Here is a 26,185-nt window from a genome sequence, read left to right on the forward strand (position 1 = left end):
CCGCTCAAACTTTAGCTCTCTCTCACGAGGTCAATAATAGGATTTGCAGGGCAAAAGCTGGCAGAGGAAGCACGGAGGGTCGCTTCAAAACATGCTGTACCTCGCGAAGCAACTCTCGATTTGTCACTGCTTCTGGCGCGCATAGATTGAAGGAGCCAGAGAGTGACTGTTGTTCAAGGAGGAACTGGATGGCTCTGGCAACGTCCACTTTGTGAATCCAGGGAATCCATTGCCTTCCATCGCCCAACCGTCTCCCGAGCAGTTGCGCAAAGTGCAAAAGCGGAGGAAAGGCACCCACGTGTGTATCAAGCACGAGGCCTGTGCGCGCAATACAGCGCCTGGTCTGGGCAAGAGCCGTGGAGGCTTCCCACTCCTGGCAGACCTGCGCTCGGAAACCTTGACCAGGAAGGCAGGCTTCTGTGAGCAGTTCCTGCCCGCGATCCCCGTAATATCCTGATGCTGAGGCTTGTACCAGCACTTTCGGCGGCCCATAGCGTTCCATTGCCTGTATGATAGCCTCTCCAGCGCGCAAACGACTCTCCAGGATACGTGCGCGATACGACCGCGTCCAGCGCCAATGCGCCGGAGTCGCGCCCGCCAGATTGACGATAGCGCTCTCGCTGGTGATCAAATTCCCCCATCCCTGGGCAGATCTCGCATCCCAGCCAATGATTTTGATGTTTGTTAATCCCAGTTGGGAGAACATCTGAGTCGTTTGTATGGGGCGGCGGCTCAGGACGATAATATCGTATCCCTGGGCGGCCAGGAGTTGCACAAGCGAGCGCCCAATAAGGCCTCTGCCGCCAGTAATGATTACGCGCATTCCTCACCTCTCTTGCTGCCCTGTCTCGCTCTAAGTCTCCAGCCGAGCAAACCACAGAAGCCAAAGACCAGGGCGTTCTCCAGCCCATGGATCAGAATCATTTGGGAGATGGTGATGGTCCAGGCTCCGGTCGCGACTCCCAGTGCATAGGCGGCGGCAAACAACATGGTGAAGAACACAGCGGTATATGAAAAAAGAAGGAGTACTTGCGCGAGAAGGGAACTGGTTGTAGGCACAATGAAACGCAGACCCAACAGTGCGATCAGGATCATGCTAAGGGCTAAAAGGTCGGCAGGAGCAGTATCCAGGAAGTGCAGTTGGGTGACCTGGGCAAGGGTCAGCCCTGCGGCCACCAGGATTGGATTGATAAGGACACCAAGAGCCGCAACTCGATAGGTCGCACGAGAAAGCGTACATGTTGTCGTTTGTATAACCCGACCTGTAAGGCCCGTGATGATCAGAGCCGCCATGGCAATAAAGTGAAAGTGAACAGCCGTGAGCAAGTCGGTATGCACGCCGAAACCCAGCGGCTGAAGCCCCAAACGTGCCAGCACCATCCATGTGCTGCCAATTGGCAGATAGAGGAGTGCCGCTGCCAGGCAGATATCAGGGAGCGTTCTTCTTGCCTGGAAAAGCCGGACCAGACCCAGCAGCGTGAGAAGGCCAGTAAACAGCAGCCATATGGCGGCAAATGCGGCGGCGAGTGGACCGGTAGCTAGCAGAAAGGAAACTCCACCAATGAGTGCGGCAAAGGGCTGTAAGAACAGAATCAGGGAAGAGAGCTGATAAAATTGGCGGGATTGTCTAGGGAGCGACACGAGTGGAACCATCAACGGCGTAATGACGAAGAGAGCCAGCAAAAGCAAAAGCTCCAGTTCGTTGAGGATAATCCAACGAAACCAGGCACCCATCACGAGCAGTACCCAGATGCTCCCTCCAAGCACAATACTGATGATGTTCCACCTGACCAGATCAAACGTCTTAAGCGACATAATTGGTTCCTTCTATGCGGAATGCTCGAAGAGAATGCCTCTCAGGTAGCTAAATTCCTATGTAAAGCACTCAGTTTACAAATGAACATTGTTCATTTGTTATAAATGTAGCAAATGCGATATGCTACTGTCAAGGGTGTTGGGGTGTACGGTTAGCTTGCACCTTTGTTTGCAGGAGGGAATCATGGAATCTTCTGAGGTGGGTAAGTTGACCCAGAAAGCAGCTTTAACGCGGCAGCGTATTGTTGACGCCGCGTTACACCTGTTTGCTACCAAAGGTTACGATCAGACGACCATGCGAGATATCGCGGCGGCGGCAAACTGCTCACTAGGGCTGGCATACCGGTACTTTGCCAGCAAAGAGGAGCTGGTCCTGGAGCTGTATCAGTGGCTGGCGACCCAATTGGAAGAACAGGTGCGTTTGCTGCCTGCCGCGTCTATCGCGGACCGTTTTCGCCACCTGATGCGCGAGTTACTGGTAGTGATGGCCCCACATCGCTTGACCCTGGTGGCGCTATCTGGGGCCGCATTGAATCCGCTCTCACGCGCAGGTGTCTTTGGCGTAGAGGGGGCGGAGGTTCGTCGCCGGGCGAGAGCGAGCTATCTCATCCTGGTCTCTGAGGCGAGAGATGCCCCGCGCACTTCACAGGTGGATGACCTGGCTACTCTATTCTACGGGTTGCAGTTGGCCCTGGTACTGTTCTGGTTACAGGATCTGAGCGCGGGGGCCCAGCGAACACAAGAGCTCTTGAAGTTTGTCCATGAGTTGCTGGGGCGTCTCCGCCCGCTCTTACGGCTACCCTGGGCGGCTCAACTTGTTGCCCGGTTTGTTCAAATTGTCGGGCCATTACTTGGACGGGAAGAGAATCTTGCATTGTCGCAGGGGGACCAGTATACTTTTCCAGGTGAATATGGCGAATAATCAAACAGGAATAGAAATCTGAATCATGACAAATGTTTTTCAAGAAGGCTTGCAGAGGTTGGGGTTGAGTGGAGAACTGGAGGCGGCGTTTTTGCGCTACCGCCAGGAGTTACTGGAGTGGAATACACGCTTTAACCTCACTGCCATCAAGGATCCGGAAGAGGTAATGACCAAACACTTCCTGGACTCGCTCTCGCTGTTAGCGATCTACCCTCAGGATGAGGCCACGCTGCTCGATATTGGCACGGGACCGGGCTTTCCCGGTTTGCCGCTGAAGATGGCGCGTCCACACTGGCGTGTGACCCTGGTCGAGGCCACCAATAAGAAGGTCACCTTTCTGCGCCATATGGTTGACGTGTTGGAGCTGGAGCATGTCGAGGTCATTCATGGGCGTGCCGAGGAGCTTGGGCAGAAGCCAGCCTATCGCTCGGCGTTCGACCTGGTGACGGCGCGCGCAGTTGCGGCGCTTCCAGCCTTGCTAGAGTATTGCGCGCCCTATTGCCGGGTGGGGGGAGCCATTATTTTGCCGAAGAAGGGCGACCTGCAGGATGAGATGGCGCAGGGGAAGCGTGCTGCGGCCCAGGTAGGAGCTGTCCTGGAGGCGGATACGGTGGTAGATCTCCCTGGCATCAATGATGGGCGTCGTTTGCTCACCTGGCGCCAGCAGAAGCGCTGTCCCGAACAGTATCCACGCAGTGGTGCCGCCATGGCTAAGCGCCCACTGGGTTAGGTCGAGACACTGTGCTTTTCAGTTGTAATATTGCAGGGTGTCATGGACCCCAGTTTGAAAACCGGGGCTTGCAAGAAGTTTGAACGCTTCTTGTAATCCCCAATGGTTGGCAAGCTGAAACATGACCAGATCCAGCCACCGCTCTTCTTCGGAGGAGCGATGGGGCTACGTTATCAGGAAGTGTCAACGTTCGTACCGGAGGATGCGCGGCCAGTCTTCCGCTCTACAACCAGCAGGTTAAACAGACCGTGGGTATAGTCAGTGCTTGCTGGATGTACCGCCTGATAACATCATCGAGGCCACCATTACCCGAGCAATCGGAGGCTCTGAAAGGAGCAAGCACATGAGCCACGTTTTTGTCGTCGATGCCAACAAGCAACCGCTCGATCCAGTCCATCCTGGAAGGGCCCGCTTATTGCTCTCGCAAGGGAAGGCGGCAGTACTGAAACGCTTTCCTTTTACCATCATCCTCAACGTTGCGATAGACGCTCCCGTCGTTGAAGAACTGCGGATCAAGATTGACCCAGGCTCAAAGACCACAGGCATAGCTCTCGTCAACGACCGGTCGGGTGAAGTCGTCTTTGCGGCTGAACTCCATCATCGCGGTGCAACGATCAAAGAGGCGCTCGATGATCGAAGAGCCGTCAGACGTTCACGACGCCGACGCCATACACGCTACAGAAAAGCGAGATGGCAGAATCGGAGACGACGCGAGGGCTGGTTGCCGCCATCGCTTACCAGCAGGATCAGCAATGTCCTGACCTGGGTGAAGCGTCTGCGCAAACTTTGCCCGATCACAGCAATCAGCATGGAGCTCGTGAAGTTTGATATGCAAGCGATGGAGAACCCCGATATCCAGGGATGGGAGTATCAACAAGGCACACTGGCAGGCTATGAACTGCGTGAGTACCTGCTAGAGAAGTGGAACCGAATGTGCGCGTATTGCGGCAAGGGCAATGTTCCTTTGCAAGTGGAGCATATCGTGCCTCGTGCCAACAACGGCACGCACCGCGTCAGTAACTTGACGCTCGCCTGCGAGAAGTGTAACCAGGCCAAGGGAAGGCAGGACATCAAAGACTTTCTCAAGAAGAAACCAGCGGTGCTCAAGCACATTCTTGCTCAGGCAAAAGCCCCGCTCAACGATGCCGCAGCGGTCAATGCCACACGGTGGGAGTTGTTCAGAGGGGTACAAGCTTTCGGGCTGCCAATCGAATGTGGTTCTGGCGGATTAACGAAGTACAACAGGACGACACGTGAGCTTGCAAAAACGCACTGGATAGACGCGGCGTGTGTCGGTCAGAGCACTCCTGAGCACCTGAACATCACAAGGATCTCTTCCTTGCTGATCACGGCAACAGGCTATGGCAAGAGACAGCTGTGTGGGGTAGATAAGCATGGTTTTCCTAAGCGCCATCGACAACGCAAAAAGGTGCATCATGGGTATCAGACGGGAGACCTGGTGCGAGCGGTAGTACCAGAAGGATTTGCGGCAGCGGGGAGACATGTGGGGCGCGTCTTAGCACGAGCAACGGGATCGTTTGATCTGAGAACCGCACGTGGGCGCATAGAAGGGGTCCCTGTGCGCTATTGTCGTCCTCTTCATCGCAACGATGGATATAGTTACCACAGCACGAGAGGCGGCAATTCCTCCCCGCCTCTATAGAGGCGGGGAGGAATTGCCGCCTCTCTGTGATGATGGCATCATTTTAATTACCTTGAGAGGGCGGGTGCATCTCCACTGGGTAGAATCTCGATCTCGCTCATGGTCGGAACTTTGCTCGGTGGGATAGTAATTGTGCTGGTAGCGAGCACCGCGTCGCTTGGTAAAGTAACACGCTTGAAGGTTTGCCACATTGTGAAGTCATAGCCAATCTCCAGGCAACTGGCCAGGAGGATGGGCAGGCCCAGTGCGAGGAGTGGACCTATCATGAGCGCGCTCGCGGCGAGGGGACTGAGCGCCACGGCTGTGCTCCGGGCCACGGTCGCAAAGCTGGCGGTGGATGTGCGCTCCTCGGGCGTTACCAGGGCGGCGGTAAACGCCTGGCGGGCTGGCACATCGATTTTTGAGAGCGACTGGCGTAGGAGCAGGCAGAGCGCGGCCAGGAAGTAGGTTGGCATACAGGCGACCAGAAGCAGAAAGACATTCGAAATGAAATGGGGTACGAGCATGGTCTTCAGCAGGCCGTGGCGTTTCGTCAGGTAGGGAGCGAAGATAAGTGAGAGGGCCGCGAACATGTTGACGCCAAAGAAGAGCATTCCAAGTGAACCGAGCGAGGCACCGAAATGCTGGCGAAACCACAGTGAGAGCATGGTCTGCACTGCAAGTCCACCGGCGAAAGAATCGAAGGCAAACAGGGTCAGGAGCAGGATTACAACTTTGCGTATACGTGGCTTATAGAGAAGCTGGGTATGTTCGCCCTGCTTATCCAATTTCTGCGTATATTTCTGCTCAAGCGTCAGCTCGGCTTTGGGCGAGAGACGCAGGAAGAGCAGGGCTGTACAGCCAGCCAGCAGCCCATAGAGGGCGAACAGGCTATGTGTACTCATGTGTTCGCTAATGCCCAGAGGCGAGAGGACGCTGCTGATACCCACAAGCAGTCCTCCCAGCGCACCGGCTAGCTGGGCCGTCAGGTTATAGTAGGTATACAGGGAGGTATAGCGTTTTGTAGAGGCCGACTGGGCCAGAATTGCTTGTTCAACGCCACTGAAGGGCGTATTATCATTGGTTGAAGGCGAGATAGTGCCACAGAAGGCGGCAATCAGTAGGAGAGGGTAATACTGGGTTGCGGCAAATACCATACCGGTGAGCATCATCAGCAAGGCTGAGAGAATGAGCAGCCGCTTGCGACCAAGACGATCGGCATAGAACCCCATCACGCAACTAAAGGTGATTGAGCCAAGGGCCGCGACAGTGAGCAAGATGCCAACATTCAGCGGTGAAAGACCAGCATCCGTCAGGGACACACCCAACAGGACACTGGTAAAGCCGTAGCCAAAGGTGCGCAATGCGCGTGCCCAGATGACCAGGCGCGTATCCGTAATGGGTAACAGGAGGAATAGGCGATTTCTCATTTTTTGCATATAAAATACCTTCTTGTGGTCTTATATGCATTTTAATTGGGTCAAGAAGTATGATATTTCTATCATTGATTTTTTGCGGATATAGACCAAATCGTGTGCAAAATAGAGTTGCTCCCCTTTTTCGTTTGCACTTAAATTCGTGTACGTGACAAGCCAGCTCATATAAAGTATAGTGCGCCCTATTGTCGGGTGGGGAGCCATTATTTTGTCAAGTGGTTGGGGGTTGGGCCTTGCTCCCTATGCGCCAGAAGCTGTGAGAGGGAGCAGGGCCAGATTGTTAGTGGGACGTGGATTCAAGCACATCTTGTAGCTGAATGGTTCGCCCGCGCTGTGGGCTAACCGAGACCATACTGACCGGTGTCTCCAGGAGTTCTTCCAGGCGCTTGAGATAGGCTTTGGCTTCGGCGGGCAGCTCTTCATAGGTATTGATATTGGTGGTGCTGGTCTGCCAGCCAGGGATCTCTTCGTAGATGGGTTCGCAGGCGGCCAGGTCGTTGAGTGTCGCAGGAGGGGTATGGATAATTTGCCCGCGTAAGTTATAGGCGGTGCAGATTTTGATGATGGGGAACGTATCCAGGACATCGAGTTTGGTAATAATGGCTGAGTCCAGGCTGTTGAGTTGCGCAACGTAGCGCCCGGCAACGGCGTCAAACCAGCCACAGCGTCGGGCGCGCCCTGAGCGTGTACCATACTCATGGCCGCGTTCGCGCAGAATCTGGCCGATATCGTCAAAAAGACCGGTTGGGAGCGGCCCGCTGCCAATACGCGTGGTATAGGCTTTGTAGATCCCGACGATGCGATCAATAGAGCGAGGTGGTAGCCCGGCGCCAACGGTGGCGTTTGCCGCCATGGTGGAGGAGAAGGAGACGAAGGGGTAGGTGCCAAAGTCGACATCAAGGAGCGCGCCCTGCGCGCCCTCCAGTAGAATGATCTTCTGCGCTTCCAGCGCTTCCTGGAGCATCTGTTGCGTGTCGGCTATGTGGGGATAGAGGCGCTGGCCATAGGCAAAATATTCTCCATGAATCTCTTCCAGTGAGAGGGGAGGCTGACCGTAGATCTGAGTGATCATGCGGTTCTTCTGCTGGAGAATAGTCGCAAGCTTGGCGCGGAAGGCGTCGACATCCAGCAGATCGGCCATGCGGATACCATTGCGAGCATGTTTGTCGACGTAGGCGGGTCCCATGCCACGATAGGTATTGTCCACGACCTCGCTGCCGCGAGCCTCTTCCTCCAGGCGATCAAGCACAAAATGATAGGGCATAACCAGGTGGGCGCGCTCGCTAATGTAGAGGCGAGAAATATCTATGCCCTGGCTTTGTAGGGTCTCCATTTCCTGGATTAAGGCCTTGGGATCGACGACCACGCCATTGCCAATGATACAGGTCGCGTTGGGGTAGAGAATGCCGGAAGGCACAATCTGGAAGGAAAACTCGCCTTTCTCATGAACCACGCGGTGACCTGCATTGGTTCCTCCCTGGTAACGCACGACAAAATCGGCCTTCATCGAAAGTTCATCAATGATCTTGCCTTTGCCTTCGTCTCCCCATTGTGCTCCAATAATTGCAACTGCCACCATAGTGATGTTTCCTCTTTGCTTTCTTTGAGTCTCTCGCAAACAAAAACTGGTATGCGCAACGCTTGCCCGTGTTACCTTACATTACGCCTCCAGTGACTGTCAATAGCCATCAGGGTTGTCCCTGAATATAGCTGAGCAAGAGTTGGTCAGTAAGCTCCTCAATCGGTGCGCGGTCGTCGGTGAAGACGACTCCATTGCCTGGCTGCCCTTTTTGGACGACGGGCAGGACTTCATTGGCGACCTGTCCTAGCGTGGTAGATGGATCGACTTGAGAGAGCTGTGCTCGAAACGTCTCCATTGAGGTGGGTTGCATCGTTGCCATGACGACCGTGTTGAATGTATTTGGTACATTGAACACATACACGCTTGGGTATACCGTGCTCATAGTAGCTACAATAGATTGTACCAGACGATAGTCGGTCTGTGTATGCCCTGTATTTAATGTGACGACTCCCTGGGGAGAGAGATGGCTGCGTACCTGGCTGAAGAACTCTTTGGTGGTAAGCTGAAAGGGAATATAGGGCTGCTGGAAGGCGTCGATGACGACTTCATCATAGGTCTCGTGCGTGGTAGCGATATAGGGCCGCCCATCCTGTACATGCACATGCAGATTGGACTCATTCATGTCGAAATATTTACGCCCCACGTCTACGATCGCGGGATCAATCTCAACGCCATCAATGGGGACCGGGCCATACACCTGGGTAAACTGGTGCGCGATGGTCCCGCCAGCCAGGCCAACAATGCCCACGCGATGCAATTTATCAGGCGTAAAACCCTTATTGAAGTAGGGGGCAGCGAGAAAGTAATCCCAGTACCAGCCGGTCAGAACATGCGTCTTATCGGGATAATAGACCGAGTGAATGGCCTGTCCCTCGTTGAGAATGAGCTGGCGTGTGCCATCTGGCTGCTGAACAACCTGGATATAGTTGTACAGTGACTCCTGGTGGTAGATCAGGTTAGGAATTTGCTTCAAGGGTCCCAACTGCATCAGCAGCGTCCCGATCAGGGTGGCCTGTATGATTATCGCCAGGGGGCGCCAGATGGGACGGGGCTGCATCTGCCAGAGTCCCCAGAGCGAGGCGGCAAAAAGCAGCGCGGCAAAGATCAGGAAGGTGCGGCGCACACCAAAGGTAGGAATAAGCCAGAGCACAGGCAAGAAGGAACCCAGGATGCTGCCGCAGGTCGAGATGGCATACAGCGAGCCACTGATGCGCCCGCTACGTTTGACGTCACTGGTGACCAGGCGGATAGCAAGCGGTGAGACGAGGCCCAGCAGGGTCACAGGAATGGCAAAGAGCAAGACGGTTCCCAGGAGCGAGCCGAGGAAGGCGCTGACGGAGATATGCTCAATGGCGTCAACCGACCATGAGAGCACACTCTGGCTGATAAAGGGAATCAATGCCGTGGCGACCGCGGCGCTGCCGGTAATCAGGCAGAGTACGCGCTCAGAGGGATAGCGGTCAGCCACGCGCCCACCCAGGAAATACCCCGTGGTGAGATAGATCAAGATCAGCCCGATCAGGACCGCCCAGATATAGAGCGAACTGCCAAAATACGCTCCCAGGAGACGCGATGCGCACATCTCCAGCCCCAGGCTGGTCATGCCGCTGATAAAGACCAGGATGATAAAAAAGGACCTTTTCAAACTGCTGCTACCTTTTCCTTCTATGCTGCTTGCTATGCCGCAGGTGGATTGGCGAACTGAAATGTACTGAGCATAGGAGCGAAGGCCTGGCCATTAAGGGCATCAAACAGGTCGTCCTGTGCTTGCTGTTCAATAATATAATTTTTGCCATTGTGATTGGTAGAGTAGACAACCACGCGTTCGCGCGCGGCTGGATTCTGATCTGATTGATAATAGGCTATTGCCTGGACCCAGGTCTCTCCGCCAATGGTGGTCGCGCTAATGCTCGGCGGTGGCGTATACCCCGCCTTGGCGCCAAAATTGGTCTGGAGATCGGCGCCAGCCATGTCACTGGCCGAAGACGTTGTAGCCAGAGCCGACTTATAAGACGTGAACTGATCTGGCGCCCCTGGATTGGTGAACTGTATGCCCGCTGCATTGGCGGCGGGAGTGACAGTCCAGCCCGCGGGGTACTGGGTCGCGAAGCTAAAGGCTTTACACTGCGCGTCGCACCAGGCAAAGCCCGGGTTGGGCGGCGGTGTGACCGTTACCGCAGGTGTGGGACTGGGCATTGGGCTGGGTGTAGGGGACGGTTTGGGTGTCGGGGTGGGTGCCTTTGTCGCCGTCGCTGTTACTTGTGCGCTTGGACCTGGATGCGCCCCCTGGTTGGCAAAAACGGCTATAAGCCCAACAATACAGACAAGTACCAGTCCCGCGCAGGCCAGGGCGATAAACAGTGGTGTATTGCTGTTACCCGTGCGTGGGGGCAGTGCTGGCGTTGGATTGAACTGCGTCTGATTTGCATAGTAACCGCCACTACGCTGCTCTGGATAGTTTCCGGGATTGCTCGCCCCCCCTAAATGGGTAGAGTTTTGCTGGCGAAACTGAGATGGGTGAGAGCCAGGATAGGGCTGAGTAGGGTTTGGGGCTGCTGATTGCCCACTTAAGAACATTGGTGTGTGGGGAACGGGCTGTTGGTACTCCTGCCCCGGAAGCGCTGACATGGCCTCCGTGGCATCGCGATAGAAGCCCGTCTGCTGCTGCTGTTGTCCTGGCGATGGTAGCGCCCCAGTTCCAGGGGGATATGGAATTCCGGATCCAGAGGCTGAATTCGGTGTTGATGGTAGTGGTGTGGGCCGTAGACCGGACTGCGAGAGTAATCCCGAACGCAATGGTTGGGAGGGGTTTGATTCAAATGGCAGTTGTGTGTGGTATGTATCGTGGTTTGCATTTGAGGGATTGGAATTTGTCAATCTTGTCGCACTGGACCTCACTGCTGCCCCGCACTGTCCACAATAGACCTCCTCCTGGCTTACCTCATTGCCACACCTGGAACATCTCATGGTGATATCCTCGCTCCTGGAATTCTCTGAATTTGGACCGGGTATTCTTGGCGCTCATTATAGCGTATTTGCTTTCATCTGTACAATGGCATTGCTGCTAGCAACAAAACTGTGCTGGATATGCTAGACTATAGAGCAGTTCCCCCGTTCTTTGTGTAAGACGCTTTTTATGGCCTTATTTCTGTTTGCTATCTAAATACAGCTTACTTGCAAGGTTTATGATGAAGGGCGCGAAGACTGTGATGTTATTTATTTGTTGATGAGGGAAAGATGCAATGCACACCCCATGGGGAAAAGCCCAGACAAAACAGCAGCTTGATGAGGGCGTATACTGGGTTACAACGGCGATACATGGTGGTCTCCTGATAGAGAAGGAGCGTGCGCAAGCGTTGCTCAGTACCAGGGCATGTCGTATTGGGATGCCCTGGAATGACTTTCTCGCTTTCGAGCAAGAGCATGCCATGATGGTGGTGTTTTATGAGCAGCCTCAGCTCTATCCCTGGGTCGAAGAGGAGCTCAGTGCAAAGCTGGCTGAAGATGTCTTACGCCTGCGCTATCCCGACTATTTTTTTAGCGAGAAGACGGTAGAAAAGCGTTACCTGAATGAAAACGCCTCCCACTGAATGGTATTTTTGAAGGCGGCGAACGAGGCCTGGGCATGCGTGTAGCATTCTTCCGAGGTGAGCATGGCGTTCCCAACCTGTATGCGAGGGTTGGGGACCGCCAACGGGCTTGTTTTGGCGCAGTCATGATCTGGCGCTTGCACAGCATAGCCGCTTTTAAGTGCCCAGTCGAGATAGAAAATGCAATTGGTCATGGCTTGCAACGCGCTTTGAAAGTTTGTTGGACAGAGACGGTACTGGCAACTATCATTGAGGTTGTAAATGATGAGATCTAGTTCCTGATACAAGGACATTCGTATGTCCTCAAGCATGCCTTTCTCGGTTTTGATATAGTCAAGCACATTCCAGCGGGTCTGGAATGCGAGCCAGTAGACCATCAATTGCATGGCATGAAACTCGTTTGGCTGCGCGTTCGCGGCGTATTTCTCGTCTCGCTCCTGCTTCTCAGCCAGACCCGCAAAGAGGCCTGGTAGCGGCTCGTCTTTTCGCTTACGCACCCCCAGTCCCTTCTTAAACTCAATGATGGCGGGCCTCTGGCTTACAGATCCGCCCTGTTCCAGGCGTTGCATGCGTACCTGGTCGAACTCGCCGACCAACCCTACATGGCCTCCCCAATCTGTATGGCCCTCGAAGGTATGCCTGGTTGAGAGCAGTTTTAGCTGGAAGCGTTCCGATGTTGCCAGAACGGTGGCGCCAGTGATCGCGAGTTCGCGTTGATAGAGTAAAAGGGGATGGATGATAAGTGTATAGAAGCGCCCTTCATGCGCGCAAAGCTCTGCATAAAACATGGCCAGGCGGAGCTTGCCCGCTGCCTGTAGCGCGCCGAGCGCCTCGGTATGGAGAAAATCAACGAGTTCGGAGGGGTGGGTGAGGAGGGAGGCCTGTTGCTCTTCGGAGAGTGTGCCTTTGGGTTCATGGAGCAGGTTGATGAGTGTATGGAGAAGGGTACCAACCAGGCGGGGATCAGGTTCGCCACCTGAAAAAAGGCCTTGCTGGCGGACCATGGTAAACTGCCTAGGCTCTTTAGGTCGCCGTTTACGACGTTGTTCGAGGGAGCAGCAAGGACACTCCAGGTAAGAGGCCAGGGTTGAGTAGCTGACGGGATTGAGAACGAAGGGATTGCGGATATGTTGGATCTTAAACAAATCCGCATAATTGAGACTTACATATTGTGGGATAGGCTGCGTTGCAGCCTGAGAAGCCGTGAGAATGCTTAGTGTATTGGTAGTGTGCTTCATGCCTCGCCCAGTAGAATCTAGAGGGACGATACCAGGATACACTACAATATATTTCTCATATATATTGTATACATTTATTTATTCAGTTTGTCAACCATCTCAAATAGATAGTGCAAGAAAAATATGAGATTCTAATACATGAAATCGCGAAATTCTAGAGAAATTGTGCTGTAAAGGCTTTTCGGCGCACGCTCTGTTTTTGTTGCAGTAACCAGGTGTTTCTTTGTGTTCTTTGTGTTTGATTTGCAGTCAGTACCCTACGGCGAAAGCCGAGGGCTTGGAGTTGTGTCTGAACTCCACCGCAACTCAGCATACCTTTTCAGGCGTGCTGCTTTGGCTTCATCGTCCGACACATCAGGGCGTACTGACAAGAGGCCCGTTCCTATCCAGTCTTGCCGGATAAGAAGCGTTCGCATCGCAATGTTTCTTGCACCAACCAGATCGGCATGGAGCGTGTACTGACAATTCTGACAGAGAAAGAGCAAGCCCTTGTGAGGGCGATTCTCTTTGCAGGTGTGCCCACATTTGGGGCAAGACTGCGAGGTATAGTTGGCATCCACCTTGATTGCCATACTTTGATGCAAGAGCGCTTTATAGGCGATCATCGCGTGCAACTCACCAAAAGCCCATTTGGAGAAGGTACGATTGGCTTTTCGCTGTTTGGCACTGGCTTGTTTGCCTTTCCGTCGTGTGGTCCGCTCTCGAATGTCTGTCAGATGCTCCAGTCCAATCAAGCTTTGAGAATAGTGGGTAACAATCCGTTTACTCACTACATGATTGGCGTTGGCTTTCAACCGTCTCTCTCGTCCACTGATGGCGACGAGCCTTCTCGTCGCGGAACGAGTGCCTTTCTTTTGCAGACGCTTTCTCAGTCGTGCGTAGTGGTGAGACCTGGTAATAGGAGAGATGTCAGCATGGAAGGTGCAATCGCCTTGCATCGTCGCCGTGACGGCAAGGTATCGCATCCCCACATCCACGCCAACGACTTGCTTGTGCGTTTCTGGGGTAGGATCAGCCGTCTCCACTTCCAGGGTGACGAGCAAGTAAAACTGCTTCTTGGGCTTGTCATACCAAAGTTTCGATGCACCTATCTCCGTACCACGCTGGATCAATGCCACGTGCTTGTCATAGCCAGTATAGGGAACCTTGACCCGTCCCTCAAGAGTGAGGAGACTCACCTGCTGCTCTTTCTTGAACGTGTAGTCCTTCTTATACTGGTAGGTCAACGTGGGGGAGAGAAACGTAGGAGCCTTATCAAGCCCTTTGTACCGCTTTTTGGTCGTCTTTGCCTTACGATGGGCAGCATTGTTCTTCACCTTTGTCCAGAGAGCTTTATAAGTGGCTCCGACTTGGCGAGGAACAGAACAGGCCATTTGTGAGGGAAGGTGAAAACGGAGGCGAATCTCATCATACGTGCCATCTTGCAGACGAACAGCATTACTCATCTTGCCATTCTCAAAGGCATATGTACTGACATAATTGAGAGCATCACGATATGCCAGTTGTGTCTCACGTAATGCCTTGAATTGCTCGGGTGTTGTATTCAATTTGAGTTTCGCTGTTAACACCGTTTTCATGCTTTAGAGCATATCATAGTTTTCATCTACCTGTCAATAGAAAAGGAGCAGATGAAAGAATGTCTACGGTGTCTCTCACCCAAGCCACCGACAAAGGAACGCCGCATTCCTCCCCATGCCTGAAAGGGCAGGGGCATCCTGCGGCGGTTTCGGTGAAGAATAATTTATATTTATTTTGAGCCCTCTTAACCCCATGCCTAAGAATGAATACGCCAAAGGCAACGCCGCACTCCATAAAGCCTCCCACGTATTGTATACTGGAAAAATGTTTGCCTGTCATCGATGCAGGCATCTATGTCATGCCCACATAGTATTTGTTAGAGGGAGATCTTTACATGATCGTTGATATGCCTCTCGCGGAACTTGAGCAGTACCGTCCCGCGCTCACCGCCTCAGTCGATTTTGACGCCTTCTGGCAGGCGACGCTGGCCGAAAGCGATGCCCGGCCCCTGGACGCCCAGTTTGAAGTCCAGCCCTATGTCGTCGACCGGGTAACGGCCTATGATGTGCGTTACAACGCGTATGATGAGCGGACGCGTGTCGCAGGATGGTACATTGTGCCGAACGAAGGCTATCGCCTGGAGAAAGATGGCAAAATCCCGACGATTGTGCAGTATCATGGGTATTCTGGCGGTCGGGGACATATCGCATCATATCTGCACTGGGCCTTACAGGGCTACGCGGTATTGACGGTCGATACGCGTGGCCAGGACGGCCAGACGCCCGATAACTACCCCTATTCTGGTGGTGGCTTCGTTGGTTTTATGACCAAGGGTCTCAGCGATCCGCGTGAGTATTACTACCGGCATGCATATATCGATTGTGTGCGTGCTATTGATGTTGTGCGTTCGCTGCCCGAGACTGGCGACATTATCATCACGGGTGGAAGTCAGGGGGGCGGCCTGACCCTGGCGGTGGCGGCACTGGCTCAGAACAAAGGGATTGTCGCGGCTATGCCAGATGTGCCTTTCCTCTGCCACTTCCAGCGCTCTATCGAGGTATTCGGCGCGGGTCCCTATCACGAACTTGTGGACCTCTGGAAGCGGCGCCCCCACACGGTCGAAGCGAGTTATCAAACATTGAGCTATTTCGATGGGATGAACTTTGCGCCGCGCATCACCTGCCCGGTCTTACTCTCCATTGCCCTGCTGGATACGATCTGCCCCCCTCAAGCGGGTTCGCCGTCTATAACCATCTTGGTGGTGAGAAAGAGCTCAAAGTCTACCCGTTTAATGGCCATGAGGGTGGGAGCGTCATTCACGATGAAGAGAAATATCGCTTTGCGCGCAAGATGTTCCAGCTCGCATAAGCATGCTTTGTTATTGGAAAATGATCTCCAGGCGTTGCAGGCCCTCGCGTTCATAGTGAAAATAGCCTAGCAGCTTCTCGTTTGCCAACTCCTGGGCCTGGTTGAAGGGTCCGCAGACAATCAGCCAGGCCCAGGGAATGCCCTGTTCAGCGTTGACGCGGCGCATGTTGTCGCTATCCGTACTGCTGGCCTGAGCATAGCCTGTTGGGTGACTGTGGTAGACCCCAATGAGTCGTCCCGGATAGCTCATCTCTACTGTTAAGAGTTCCTGAGGATCAAACTCGAAGTAGACAGGCGAGTTTGCGGTATTGGCCAGTGGATGCGCGTGTTCTATACACCAGTTGCCCTCCTCATCCATGATCCCCAGGAGGGCACCACAGGCTTCAATATGTGCGCGCTGATGCACATCTTGATATATCTCCTCCCGAGCCTCCTGGCTGAGGATGATATGGGTATGGGAAGAACGTTGCTGCTTTTTCATGATGGTGTTGATTCTACTACTTTTCTAATAGCAAATGCCACATAGCGAGCGCATATCCGTTTGATGAAAGCTTTGTCCTTTTAAAGGCAATAGCACAGATACTATAGCATATCGACCAAGCGTTAATTGTTGCCTTGCGGGACTCGATGCTACAATGTTCGCACAGGAACCCCAAATCCTTCTTATGCGAAAGCCAACCCCCATTCGGGGCACAGCGCCACTGTCGTGGCTAGCGCTCCCCCCATTCGGGGACAAGCGCGCTCAGGTTTTCGAAAGGAAGCAATGGGAAAGAGAGGATAGAAAATATTTATGCCGCTTACCGAGAAAAAGCTAAGGGCTGCGATTAAGCGTATGGCTCAAGCGATGGAGGGACCGCGCCGTCAACTCCAACCCATTCTGCATGCCCCGGCTACTGGCCCAATGACGCCACCCCCCCTCCAGATGATGCGGCGTGGCAACCTTTAGAACTCGGCCAGGTGTGGGGACGTAAACACGCGACAACCTGGCTACAGACCTCCGTGCAGGCTCCTGACTCGTGGCAAGGCCAGGCCCTCGTGCTACAGTTGCATTGGCCGCAGTCGGAGGATGATGCTCTGTTACTGCGCCTGGAAGCGACAGTCTTTCTGGATGGGCAGGCCATCGGCGCCTTTGACTGGCGCCACCGGCAGTTGCTGCTGCCTGAGCAGGTGGGTGATGGGCAAGCGCACCAGCTCATGATCCAGGTCTATACCTATATCCCGCTGCTTTTTGAGGGCTTGACGTTGCATGCGCGCAACGAAACAGTATGGCAACTCTACCATACGCTGCACACAGTCTTTGAAGCGGCGCTGTCGCTTGACGAAAATGACCTTGTGCGCCACACCTTCACTGAACGCTTAAATCAGGCGCATACGCTGCTTGATCTCCGCGAAGGGTATGCGAGTGCGCGCTTCATTCAATCGGCTCAAGAGGCCTTGAAGCTTCTCCAGGAGCAGCTCGCGGACGGCTTGAACGCGGGGACGCGCCCCCATATGATCGTTACAGGACACGCGCACCTGGACCTGGCCTGGCAATGGCCGTACTGGCGCTCGCACCAGAAGATCTCCCATACGCTCGCCAATGTGCTGAGCTTGATGGAGCGCTATCCCGATTACTATTATGCCCATAGCCAGCCCCAGGCGCTGCAATGGGTCAAAGAAGATCTGCCTGAGCTCTACGAGCGGGTGAAGCAGCGTATTGCGGAGGGGCGGATCGAGCTGGTGGGCGCCATGTGGGTTGAGGCCGATTGTAACCTGACTTCGGGCGAATCGCTGGTACGCCAGGTGCTGCACGGCACGCGCTTTATGGAAGAGGAATTTGGTTATGCGCCACGCTATATCTGGCTGCCGGATGTCTTTGGCTATAGCGCGGCAATGCCTCAGATCATGCGCGGCTGTGATATCCCGGTCTTTATGACCACGAAGATCAGCTGGAACCAATTTAACCGTATGCCATGCGATACCTTCCGCTGGCGTGGTATCGATGGGACAGAGGTGCTGACGCACTTTGTGACCGCGCCCGACGTCTCAACGGTCAGCACCTACTATACCTATAATGGTCCCTTCCGCGCCTCGGATATCTGGGGGACCTGGAAGAATTATCGCCAGCAGCAGATCAATGACGAATTACTCTACCTCTGTGGTTGGGGTGATGGTGGTGGTGGTCCCGAAGAGCATCAGCTTGAGCGCTCGCTTGTACTTCGTGACTTGCCAGGCTTCCCCACGGTGGAGATGGGACGCGTGGATCGCTACTTCGATGATCTCTATGAGCGCGTCTGGGAGCATCCCGAATTGCCAAACTGGGTGGGCGAGCTCTACCTTGAGTATCACCGGGGAACCTATACCTCGCAGGCACGCACCAAGCAGGGCAATCGCCGGGCCGAACTCTATCTGCGCGAGGTTGAACTGCTCAATGCCTGGGGAAGCCTCTATGGCATGCAAACGCGCCAGGAGCGCGTGAATGAGGCCTGGAAACTGGTGCTACTGAATCAGTTCCATGATGTCCTGCCCGGCTCGTCGATTGCCGAGGTCTATGAGGACGCCTTGCGCCTCTATCAGGAGGCGCATGCGATTGCCTCCGAGGTACGCGACGAGGCTATCACATGCCTGGCCAGTTCCCTGGGCTGGAGGGCGGCACAACCAGGCTTACTGAATACGCTTCCCTGGGAGCGCACCGATCCCGTCCAGATCGTGCTGACTGCTGTCGACGCGGAGACGCTGCCAGAGGGACAGCAGGTGGAAGACTGGGACGGCCAGAAGTATCTCTTACTTGATACGGTTAAGGTCCCTTCAATGGGCTTTGCCACGCTTGAGGCCGCTGAAACTGGGGTATCGGAGAGCGCCTGCCGGGCTTCTGTGGATGCCAATGGACAGATTACCCTCCAGAACGCCTACTATGAGCTGAACTTGACGGCAAACGGCGAGATTGAGCGCCTCTATGATAAACTGGCTGAGCGCGATGTGCTGGCGCAGGGGCAAACGGGCAATCAGTTGATTGCGTTTGAGGATCGTCCCTTGAACTTTGATGCCTGGGATATCGATCTCTTCTATGAAGAGAAGCCTTATCCCTTGTTGGAGGCGGCGAGCGTGCGCGTGATCGAGGAGGGTCCCATCCGGGCGACGGTTGAGGTGGTGCGCCCCTTCATGGCCTCACGTGTCACCCAGCGCATCTCTCTCTGGCGCCACTCGGCGCGTATCGATTTCGTGACAGAGATTGATTGGCATGAACACCAGACCGTCCTGAAAGCCGCCTTCCCCGTAGCGATTAACAGTGCCCAGGCGACGTATGAGATCCAGTTTGGGCATATTCAGCGACCGACGCATCGCAATACTTCGTGGGATATGGCGCGCTTCGAGGTCTGCGCCCATCGCTGGATTGATCTCAGCGAGAGCGGCTATGGCGTGAGCCTGCTGAACGATAGCAAGTATGGCCATGATGTGCATGATAATGTCATGCGCCTGACGCTCTTGAAATCTGGCATCAGTCCAGATCCAGAGGCTGACCAGGGGTTGCATCGCTTCACCTATAGCCTCTTGCCACACCAGGGAGATTGGCGCGAAGCGGGTGTGGAGCGCCGTGCGTATGAGCTAAATGTTCCGGTGCTGCTGGCGCAGGGGACGACCCAGCCCACTGCTGCCAGAGCAACGTCGTCGGCTTCATTCTTGCAGACCGACTGCCCACATATTATTGTGGAGACGGTCAAGCCTGCAGAGGATGGCGATGGTCTCATCGTGCGTCTTTATGAAGCACACAATCGGCGTGGAAAGGCCACTTTGCGCTTTGCCTCCTCCATCGTTTCCGCGCAGGAGTGTAACCTGCTGGAGAAGCCACAGGGAGAGGCACAGTATGAAGGCAAGACTCTGTCCTTCGCCGTGCGCCCCTTCGAGATTAAAACCTTCCGCGTCCATCTGACCTCCCCCGAGGCATAAAGCCTTCTTGTCGGGTCCACGCTTGCATGGACCCGACAGGGGACCTAGTTCTTTAGGAATTGTTCTGTAGTGTAGGTGCGCAGGTCGGCGATGGTGGAGACCGTGATGGTTGGTGTAAAGCCCTCGGGTGGGTTGGCATGTGCATACTTGCCTTGCTGGACGAAGACGGTCGTCAGGCGCTGGCCTAGAATGGCCTTCGTTTCATGCAGAATCTGGGGTTTATCATCGATCATCACAAAGTGGTCCGCCGGGTAGCGCGCAATGATTTCGTCGAGGTGCCTCTGTTTATGCCCATAGATGAGGACGCGTCCCTCAACGGCCTGGGCCAGCCCGCTCTGGCGGATCTTATTATCTTGAAACACCTGGTCGCCATCTGAGACGATGACCGTTGTTCCCAGGGAGCCCAGGTGGGCCAGCGTCTCCAACGTATGAGGATAGAGCCGCTCGTCAAAGGGATAGTCGTCAAATATGGCATGTGCGCGTTTATAGGTTTCGGCGTTCATCTCTGTAAGAGGTGTCTCTTCACGCAGGCGCTCCAGTGTAAGTGGGATATCAACGACGCTTTTCTCCTCGCGCACCTCTTCATAGACTTCCCAGAAACGTGTGTTGAGTTTCTCGCCGAGAAGATTTTGTAGCTGATCAAAAAGATCTTGTTTGACCCTGTCATTATCAATGAGGGTATTATCAACATCTATCCAGAATGTAAGTGTAGACATGGGAATCTCTTTCGTTTCTTCTACTGACACGTGTATCGCACAATCGTTCATATGTTTTCGTGCCTACTGCACTCAGGGGGAGGAGGGATGGGTGTGTGGCACGGGCGAAACACCCGTGCCACACACCCATCCCTCCTCCCTCCGGCGAGCTTGCGAGCCGGGACAGAAAGCAATGGCCTTTGAGACGCTCTGTTGCGATAAGTGATCAGGCAGGTCATTCGTCTTTCATTGATGTATACAAAACTATGTCCCAGGAAATATGGCGAAACACAGCATTTTCCAGCATTCGAGAACAGTTTTTCAGCCATAAACCAAGTCCCTATGAGAACTTGATAGGTTGAATCTCGTACTTCGATCACATTATCTCACCGGTCAAATGTTACGTAAAGGGGGGCAAGACATCGACTCACATGATGCCGGGTCTCCCGAAATTTTGGTGCTTTTTGAACATGTCCTCCTCAACTATATATTCGTAAGACAAGCTGATACTATGCCTGCCGAGATCCATCTTGAGCCTCTCCTGTTTCATCTCCTCTTGCTATATGTGTCTGTTCTCGTGCATTCTGCCTTCTCTCTTCTGAGCGATGGTCTTCTTGAGCACCATGGTTGCAGGTACAGACGTCCTGCTGTATAGCTCGTTCTCTTGTTTCATCGGTAGTCCCTTTTTGTTATTCGTTTTCACCTTGATAGTTTTGTGCCGCTTTAGATCAGGTGGATGCGCTAGCAATGGTGCCCTGTGGTGTGGGACGGTGGGCACACGTCGTGCCCGCCGTCCCCTCCACAACTAGCGCAGGGATCTGAAGCCCGCGCGAACCTCTTCTGCAAAGAGTTGCGGCTGTTCCCAGGCCGCAAAGTGCCCGCCTTTGTCAAGCGCGTTGTAATGGACCAGTTTGGGAAATGCCCGCTCGGCCCAACTGCGCGGGGCTTGATAGAGCTCGTCAGGGAAGACGCTCACGGCAACAGGGATGGTGATGCCCTTGACGTCGAAAAAGCCGAACTTATTTTCCCGGTAGAGACGAGCCGCAGAAATAGCCGTGTTCGTCAACCAGAAGAGCGTGATGTTGTCGAGCACGTCGTCTCGTGTCAGGCCGCCGGGGTTTCCGGCAAAGGCACGTGCGATCAACTCGTAACTGCGCGTGTCGTGGTCAATCATAAAGGCTGCCAGGCCGACGGGGGAATCCGCCAATCCGGTTAACGTTTGCGGGCGTGTCCCCATCATGACTGCGTAGCCGACGTGCTTATAGAAGTAGTCCATCTGCTCATACGCGCGTCTTTCGTCGGCAGAGAGACCGGATGGCGGATTGCTGGGCTGGAACACATCGAACGTCTTTGCAACGTCGGGTGGAAACACGCCAGCCATGTTGGTGTGAATGCCAAGCAGTTCCGGAGGCGCCTGCACAGCCATGAGTTCTGTGATAATCGCACCCCAATCGCCGCCCTGCGCCACAAATTGCGTGTATCCAAGGCGCTTCATCAGCTCGACCCAGGCACGTGCGATGCGGTCGGGGCCCCAGCCGGTCATGGTCGGCTTGCCTGAAAAACCGTAGCCAGGCATCGACGGGATCACCAGATGGAAAGCGTCCAATGCGCTGCCGCCATGGGCCGTGGGATTGGTCAGTGGCTCGACAATCTTGAGCTGCTCGACGACTGAGCCGGGCCATCCGTGCGTGACGATGAGCGGCAACGCATCTGCATGCTTGGAGCGAACGTGAATGAAGTGAATGTCGAGCCCATCGATCTCGGTGATGAACTGCGGGAGGGCGTTCAGCTTCGCCTCGACCTTGCGCCAGTCGTACTCTGTCGCCCAATAGCGCGCGAGTTCCTGAATCGTCGCGAGTTGCACGCCCTGCGACTGATCTGCGACGGTCTCCTTCTCGGGCCAGCGTGTGGCCGCGATGCGCCGGCGCAGCTCGACGAGTTCCTCTTCGGGAATGTTGATGCGGAAGGGACGAATGGCGGACTGAGTCTGTATTGTTGTATTAATTTGGGTGTCCATAAGAGTTCTCCTGTGTGTTGATATATTTCAGATGAGTCACTTGACGGGTTAGTTTCCGATCTCTCGAACGTCTCCGTTCAACGACAACCGGAGTATACTGGAATGAAAAGGGAAAATCATGGCGAGAAAGAGCTATTCTCAGGGGGCAATGATCGCTGAAAACCGACACGAAAGTGCTAGCGATCGCTGTCCACTGAAGCAAATACGCGGCGGTACAACTCATCAGGAGAACGACGCGAGAGCGACAAGGCGCAGGGATCACCTTCCTGTGTGGTGGCAAGGCGTTTTCGCAAAAGATTGACCTGCTTGTGACAAAAAGCAAAGGAGATGCAAGAAAGGAAGAACCATCATGGACATTAAAAACCATGGGCACCACAGCAACGCGCCTGATCCCATCATAGGCTCACTGCTTGCGACCAAGTTCCTTCTCCCGACATCTTCCCACGAGATCATTCCTCGCCCTCGTCTCCTGGCCCTGCTCAATGCTGGCCTCCACCGACGCGTCATGCTCATCTCCGCTGCTGCAGGCTCTGGGAAGACCACGCTGCTTGCCAACTGGGTTCGTTCGTTTGCTCCAGGCCACCCGCCCGTGGCCTGGGTGTCGCTTGATGCGGGCGACAATGTTCCCTTGAAGTTTTGGACCTATGTGCTGACGGCACTGGAGCAGTGCCAACCTGGACTCTCGCTGCTTCCCTTTGCGGCACTCCAAGTCGCTTTCCTGGACGATACCCCGCAACCTTCCTGGCAAGCAATGCTCACGGAACTGATCAATGGCCTCGCCCGGCAAAGCGAACCCCTGGTGCTGGTGCTGGATAATTATGAGGAGATTACGGAGCCAGCGATCCATGCCCTGCTTGCCTCGCTGATCAATCGCCTACCACCCACCTTGTGTGTGGTGCTGGCGACACGGACTGACCCTCCTTTTTCTCTTGCTCGGCTACGCGCTCAGGCACAGATCCTGGAATTACACACCGAGCAGTTGCGTGCAACCAGAGAGGAAATGACTGCCTTTCTCCACAACGTGATGGATCTTCGACTATCCGAGCAGAGCATCCAGGACGTGGACACACGCCTCCAGGGCTGGTGGGCGGGCCTACAAATGGCAGCGCTCGCCTTCAAGGCAAAGGCACCTCCGAAAGGTCTGCTGCAAGCGCCCCTGGGAACCCAGCCCGTCCTTTTCGAGTACCTGGTGCAGGAAGTGCTGAACCGCCAACCAGAGCAGGTGCAGAGCTTCCTCTTGCACACGTCCATCCTCCCCTACCTGTGCAACTCCCTGTGTAATGCGGTCCTGAAGCGGCAAGATAGTCAGTGCTTCCTGGAGGAATTAGAGCGGTCCAATCTCTTTCTCAATCCCCTGGATGAGGAGCACCAATGGTATGCCTACCACCCCCTCTGGGCCTCGGCCCTGCGTTATCAGTTGGAGCAGACTGCTCCCACCGAGGTGCCGCTGCTACATCTGCGGGCCAGTCAGTGGTATTGGTATGGGGCCCGTCCGATGCCCAGCGAAGCGATCCAGCACGCGTTGCAGGCGCACGAGTGGTCCTGGGCCGCGTGGCTTCTGGAACAGATCCCCAGTCAGCACATCTGGGGTCGCTGCAAAGACCCGTTGCTCCTATCCTGGATTGAGCAGCTTCCCAGCGAGGTCGTGCGTGAGCGTCCTCGTTTATGCCTGGCCTCGGCCCAGAGCCTGTTCTGGAATACTCCGCCAGTGGTCACAGAACGCTGGGTGCGCGATGCCAGAAACGCCTGGACACACGTTCATCAGCGGGAAGCACAGGCCGGCAGCGTGCGAGGCAGACACGAACCAGAAGCACCAACCTCTCTGCTGGGGGAAATCGCAGCATTACAGGCGACCATTGCGAGTCTCTGTCATGGGGATGCAGGAGCAACGCATGCTTTCTGTCAGGATGCGCTGACCCATCTGGAGGAGCAACAATGGGCAGCACAGCTCCAGGTGACGTTTGCCCAGGCTCGGGCGAGCTTCTCTCAGGGAGATTTCGAGCGTGCGATGCAGTACGTGCAGACCGGATGGAGCCGGAGTAAAGCGGAGGGAGATCATGTGCTCGAGAATCTCTACTTGTGTGAGGCAACACAGGAGCTAACGATGGCGGGGAAACTGCACCAGGCATGGCAATGGAGCCAGCAGGCGATCGACGCGCTCCAAACCCTGGAGGGCACCAGTCGGCTCTGCTCTGCTGGCCCTATACGCTCCAGGCCGGAATCTTGCACGAGTGGGACAGGTTAGAAGAAGCCCAACACCTGGTCGAGCAGGCGATCCAGCTGGGCGAACAGACCGAAATCCTGGCGTTTTTACCCCTCACATATACCGTGTTGTTGCGAATTGCCCTCTCGCAAGGGAGATGGGAGGAGGCCCAAAAAGTCTCTCAACAGCTGGAATACGTTTGGCGAATAATTTCTTCGCCGTGTCGCGCAGCGCTCTGGGATTGTGTCGATCAGATGCGCTTCTGGTTGGCAGGTAGCGAGCTGGAGCAGGCACGACGCTGGGTGAGCGATATGGAGCGGGAAGCGCCGCTAGTTTCTCCTCTGGCGCGGGAGCGCCAGAGCGTTGCGTTCGTCCGCCTGTTGCTGGCCGAATCCCAACCAGAGCATGCCTTGCACCTGCTTCTCCCCCTCGTGAAACGGGCAACGGCCACGCAGCGGAGGTACTATGTGCTGGAAATGTGGCTCTTGCAGGTGCAGGCATATCACCTGCTTCAGCAACAGCAAGAAGCATTGGCGCTGCTGGCACAGGCTGTGCACTTGGGGGCCCCAGAAGGCTACATCCGTCGCTTTGTGGACGAAGGACCACTCATGGCTGGTTTGCTCTCCCAACTCAGAGAACAGCAGCCCCAGAAGGAAGATCTCCCGTATCTGGAGACGCTGGTGCGTGCGTTCAGCCAGCAGCCGGAGACCCAACCGCCCCATCCGGAAAGCGAGCCATCTCCGATATTGTTGGACCCGTTAAGCGCGCGGGAACAGGAAGTGTTATACCTGCTCGCACGTGGTGCCTCGAACCAGAAGATTGCGGAAACATTGGTGCTTGCCATCGACACGGTGAAGCATCATGTCAGCAATATCCTCACCAAACTCGACGTTACCAATCGCACCCAGGCGGTGGCACATGCGCGGATGCTTGGCCTTCTTGCCAATGGGGGCTGAAGTTCTTCCGACTCAAGCGCGTTCAGCATCCTTCTTGTCATCCAGGATATCGCGCGATACACTGAAGGACAAGAGGAACGCAAGCAAGCGACCAAGGCACCCTCTCTTTCGCTACAAAACGCCATGGTTTTTGGAACTATTCTACTACGAAAATGTAATAATGTGGTGTATAGATGACAGCTTTTGGCGCGCGAAATTGTTTTCATAAGAGCTGGTTGCTGCTATGATAAGCTAAGCATAGGAATCCGCACGAGGTTTGGAAGCATGAAGGTCATCTTTCGCAGTAAAGATTTTGCCAGCATTGATGGTGCTGGCCTGGGTTTTAACCATCGTCGCCCGATGACCGCGCCCTGGCACTACCAGGGACGTGTGCAGCATAGGAACTGGCAGGGGGCCTATGAATGTCATTGGGAGGAGAGCCAGAAATCGGCGTTGTCCTCCCAGGAACTCCTCTGGACGGTGCGCGGCGATGCGCGCCTCTTCGGGCTGGCGGCTGCCTTGAAATCAAAGGGTCTTGTTGTAGATGTAGAGCAGGATGAGTAACGT

The 26,185-nt window shown here is 54.8% G+C and carries 19 protein-coding genes and 2 pseudogenes; 10 read left to right on the plus strand and 11 right to left on the minus strand.

Annotation, left to right across the window (positions count from 1 at the left end; genetic code table 11):
* Positions 1-22: 22 nt before the first annotated feature.
* Complete coding sequence (locus tag KTE_RS25940) at positions 23-823, minus strand: TIGR01777 family oxidoreductase (RefSeq protein WP_201386107.1); 801 nt, start codon at positions 821-823, stop codon at positions 23-25.
* Positions 814-1,815: a YndJ family transporter gene (locus KTE_RS25945; RefSeq protein WP_201386109.1), complete on the minus strand. Its 1,002-nt coding sequence runs from the start codon at positions 1,813-1,815 to the stop codon at positions 814-816. Before KTE_RS25945 ends, KTE_RS25940 begins: the two co-directional genes overlap by 10 nt.
* 184 nt (positions 1,816-1,999) lie before the next feature.
* Between KTE_RS25945 and KTE_RS25950 the strand changes: the two genes are divergently transcribed.
* From KTE_RS25950 to iscB, 3 genes are all read left to right on the plus strand, one after another.
* Positions 2,000-2,737 (plus strand): TetR/AcrR family transcriptional regulator, encoded by a 738-nt coding sequence (locus tag KTE_RS25950; RefSeq protein WP_201386110.1) that lies wholly within the window; start codon positions 2,000-2,002, stop codon positions 2,735-2,737.
* 25 nt (positions 2,738-2,762) lie between these two features.
* Positions 2,763-3,467, plus strand: coding sequence for a 16S rRNA (guanine(527)-N(7))-methyltransferase RsmG (gene rsmG, locus KTE_RS25955; protein WP_201386111.1), 705 nt, complete (start codon positions 2,763-2,765; stop codon positions 3,465-3,467).
* A gap of 343 nt (positions 3,468-3,810) precedes the next feature.
* On the plus strand, positions 3,811-5,130 hold the full coding sequence (iscB, locus tag KTE_RS25960; protein ID WP_201386112.1) for an RNA-guided endonuclease IscB: 1,320 nt from the start codon (positions 3,811-3,813) through the stop codon (positions 5,128-5,130).
* A 47-nt stretch (positions 5,131-5,177) separates the two neighbouring features.
* Here iscB and KTE_RS25965 read toward each other — a convergent pair whose 3' ends face one another.
* The 4 genes from KTE_RS25965 to KTE_RS25980 form a co-directional block, all read right to left on the minus strand.
* On the minus strand, positions 5,178-6,548 hold the full coding sequence (locus tag KTE_RS25965) for an MFS transporter (RefSeq protein WP_201386113.1): 1,371 nt from the start codon (positions 6,546-6,548) through the stop codon (positions 5,178-5,180).
* A gap of 277 nt (positions 6,549-6,825) precedes the next feature.
* Positions 6,826-8,124 (minus strand): adenylosuccinate synthase, encoded by a 1,299-nt coding sequence (locus KTE_RS25970; RefSeq protein ID WP_201386114.1) that lies wholly within the window; start codon positions 8,122-8,124, stop codon positions 6,826-6,828.
* 109 nt (positions 8,125-8,233) lie between these two features.
* Positions 8,234-9,772 carry a spermidine synthase gene (locus tag KTE_RS25975; protein ID WP_236600575.1) on the minus strand — a complete coding sequence of 513 codons (1,539 nt, stop codon included), beginning with the start codon at positions 9,770-9,772 and terminating at the stop codon, positions 8,234-8,236.
* A gap of 32 nt (positions 9,773-9,804) precedes the next feature.
* Positions 9,805-11,094 carry a zinc ribbon domain-containing protein gene (locus KTE_RS25980; RefSeq protein WP_201386115.1) on the minus strand — a complete coding sequence of 430 codons (1,290 nt, stop codon included), beginning with the start codon at positions 11,092-11,094 and terminating at the stop codon, positions 9,805-9,807.
* A gap of 275 nt (positions 11,095-11,369) precedes the next feature.
* On the opposite strand from KTE_RS25980, the gene KTE_RS25985 reads away from it, so the two are divergent.
* The gene (locus KTE_RS25985; protein WP_201386116.1) at positions 11,370-11,717 is read left to right on the plus strand and encodes a hypothetical protein; all 348 of its coding nucleotides are present in this window, start codon (positions 11,370-11,372) and stop codon (positions 11,715-11,717) included.
* On the opposite strand, the gene KTE_RS25990 is transcribed toward KTE_RS25985, so the two are convergent.
* The gene (locus tag KTE_RS25990; protein WP_201386118.1) at positions 11,690-12,955 is read right to left on the minus strand and encodes a hypothetical protein; all 1,266 of its coding nucleotides are present in this window, start codon (positions 12,953-12,955) and stop codon (positions 11,690-11,692) included. The genes KTE_RS25985 and KTE_RS25990 overlap by 28 nt on opposite strands.
* A gap of 257 nt (positions 12,956-13,212) precedes the next feature.
* A complete protein-coding gene (locus KTE_RS25995) occupies positions 13,213-14,532 on the minus strand; it encodes an RNA-guided endonuclease TnpB family protein (protein ID WP_201386119.1) in 1,320 nt (439 codons plus the stop codon).
* Positions 14,533-14,879: 347 nt separating this feature from the next.
* Between KTE_RS25995 and KTE_RS26000 the strand changes: the two are divergent.
* Positions 14,880-15,841 (plus strand): annotated as a pseudogene (locus tag KTE_RS26000) (acetylxylan esterase).
* 10 nt (positions 15,842-15,851) lie between these two features.
* On the opposite strand, the gene KTE_RS26005 reads toward KTE_RS26000, so the two are convergent.
* Positions 15,852-16,322: a Mov34/MPN/PAD-1 family protein gene (locus KTE_RS26005; RefSeq protein ID WP_201386122.1), complete on the minus strand. Its 471-nt coding sequence runs from the start codon at positions 16,320-16,322 to the stop codon at positions 15,852-15,854.
* Between the two features lie 309 nt (positions 16,323-16,631).
* Here KTE_RS26005 and KTE_RS26010 point away from each other — a divergent pair, with 309 nt between their 5' ends.
* On the plus strand, positions 16,632-16,787 hold the full coding sequence (locus KTE_RS26010; RefSeq protein ID WP_201386123.1) for a hypothetical protein: 156 nt from the start codon (positions 16,632-16,634) through the stop codon (positions 16,785-16,787).
* 11 nt (positions 16,788-16,798) lie between these two features.
* On the plus strand, positions 16,799-19,768 hold the full coding sequence (locus KTE_RS26015) for an alpha-mannosidase (RefSeq protein ID WP_201386124.1): 2,970 nt from the start codon (positions 16,799-16,801) through the stop codon (positions 19,766-19,768).
* A 44-nt stretch (positions 19,769-19,812) separates the two neighbouring features.
* Here the strand turns inward: KTE_RS26015 and KTE_RS26020 are convergent, their stop codons facing one another.
* Positions 19,813-20,484 carry an HAD family hydrolase gene (locus tag KTE_RS26020; RefSeq protein ID WP_201386125.1) on the minus strand — a complete coding sequence of 224 codons (672 nt, stop codon included), beginning with the start codon at positions 20,482-20,484 and terminating at the stop codon, positions 19,813-19,815.
* A gap of 784 nt (positions 20,485-21,268) precedes the next feature.
* The gene (locus KTE_RS26025) at positions 21,269-22,480 is read right to left on the minus strand and encodes an epoxide hydrolase family protein (protein ID WP_201386127.1); all 1,212 of its coding nucleotides are present in this window, start codon (positions 22,478-22,480) and stop codon (positions 21,269-21,271) included.
* A 505-nt stretch (positions 22,481-22,985) separates the two neighbouring features.
* Between KTE_RS26025 and KTE_RS26030 the strand changes: the two are divergent.
* From KTE_RS26030 to KTE_RS26035, 3 genes and pseudogenes are all read left to right on the plus strand, one after another.
* A pseudogene (locus tag KTE_RS26030) lies at positions 22,986-25,264 on the plus strand (NACHT domain-containing protein); the annotation flags it as partial.
* A gap of 27 nt (positions 25,265-25,291) precedes the next feature.
* Complete coding sequence (locus tag KTE_RS47760; RefSeq protein ID WP_236600691.1) at positions 25,292-25,639, plus strand: response regulator transcription factor; 348 nt, start codon at positions 25,292-25,294, stop codon at positions 25,637-25,639.
* Between the two features lie 264 nt (positions 25,640-25,903).
* Positions 25,904-26,182, plus strand: coding sequence for a hypothetical protein (locus tag KTE_RS26035; protein ID WP_201376347.1), 279 nt, complete (start codon positions 25,904-25,906; stop codon positions 26,180-26,182).
* Positions 26,183-26,185: the final 3 nt, after the last annotated feature.

The sequence above is a fragment of the Ktedonobacter sp. SOSP1-85 genome, assembly GCF_016587415.1.
Lineage (GTDB): Bacteria > Chloroflexota > Ktedonobacteria > Ktedonobacterales > Ktedonobacteraceae > Ktedonobacter.

What these genes read in the sequence shown, in the direction of transcription:
- KTE_RS25940 (WP_201386107.1), bottom strand. Translation starts at nt 823, where the DNA reads ATGCGCGTAATCATTACTGGCGGCAGAGGCCTTATTGGGCGCTCGCTT.
- KTE_RS25945 (WP_201386109.1), bottom strand. Translation starts at nt 1,815, where the DNA reads ATGTCGCTTAAGACGTTTGATCTGGTCAGGTGGAACATCATCAGTATT.
- KTE_RS25950 (WP_201386110.1), top strand. Translation starts at nt 2,000, where the DNA reads ATGGAATCTTCTGAGGTGGGTAAGTTGACCCAGAAAGCAGCTTTAACG.
- rsmG (WP_201386111.1), top strand. Translation starts at nt 2,763, where the DNA reads ATGACAAATGTTTTTCAAGAAGGCTTGCAGAGGTTGGGGTTGAGTGGA.
- iscB (WP_201386112.1), top strand. Translation starts at nt 3,811, where the DNA reads ATGAGCCACGTTTTTGTCGTCGATGCCAACAAGCAACCGCTCGATCCA.
- KTE_RS25965 (WP_201386113.1), bottom strand. Translation starts at nt 6,548, where the DNA reads ATGCAAAAAATGAGAAATCGCCTATTCCTCCTGTTACCCATTACGGAT.
- KTE_RS25970 (WP_201386114.1), bottom strand. Translation starts at nt 8,124, where the DNA reads ATGGTGGCAGTTGCAATTATTGGAGCACAATGGGGAGACGAAGGCAAA.
- KTE_RS25980 (WP_201386115.1), bottom strand. Translation starts at nt 11,094, where the DNA reads ATGAGATGTTCCAGGTGTGGCAATGAGGTAAGCCAGGAGGAGGTCTAT.
- KTE_RS25985 (WP_201386116.1), top strand. Translation starts at nt 11,370, where the DNA reads ATGCACACCCCATGGGGAAAAGCCCAGACAAAACAGCAGCTTGATGAG.
- KTE_RS25990 (WP_201386118.1), bottom strand. Translation starts at nt 12,955, where the DNA reads ATGAAGCACACTACCAATACACTAAGCATTCTCACGGCTTCTCAGGCT.
- KTE_RS25995 (WP_201386119.1), bottom strand. Translation starts at nt 14,532, where the DNA reads ATGAAAACGGTGTTAACAGCGAAACTCAAATTGAATACAACACCCGAG.
- KTE_RS26005 (WP_201386122.1), bottom strand. Translation starts at nt 16,322, where the DNA reads ATGAAAAAGCAGCAACGTTCTTCCCATACCCATATCATCCTCAGCCAG.
- KTE_RS26010 (WP_201386123.1), top strand. Translation starts at nt 16,632, where the DNA reads ATGCCGCTTACCGAGAAAAAGCTAAGGGCTGCGATTAAGCGTATGGCT.
- KTE_RS26020 (WP_201386125.1), bottom strand. Translation starts at nt 20,484, where the DNA reads ATGTCTACACTTACATTCTGGATAGATGTTGATAATACCCTCATTGAT.
- KTE_RS26025 (WP_201386127.1), bottom strand. Translation starts at nt 22,480, where the DNA reads ATGGACACCCAAATTAATACAACAATACAGACTCAGTCCGCCATTCGT.
- KTE_RS47760 (WP_236600691.1), top strand. Translation starts at nt 25,292, where the DNA reads ATGGCTGGTTTGCTCTCCCAACTCAGAGAACAGCAGCCCCAGAAGGAA.
- KTE_RS26035 (WP_201376347.1), top strand. Translation starts at nt 25,904, where the DNA reads ATGAAGGTCATCTTTCGCAGTAAAGATTTTGCCAGCATTGATGGTGCT.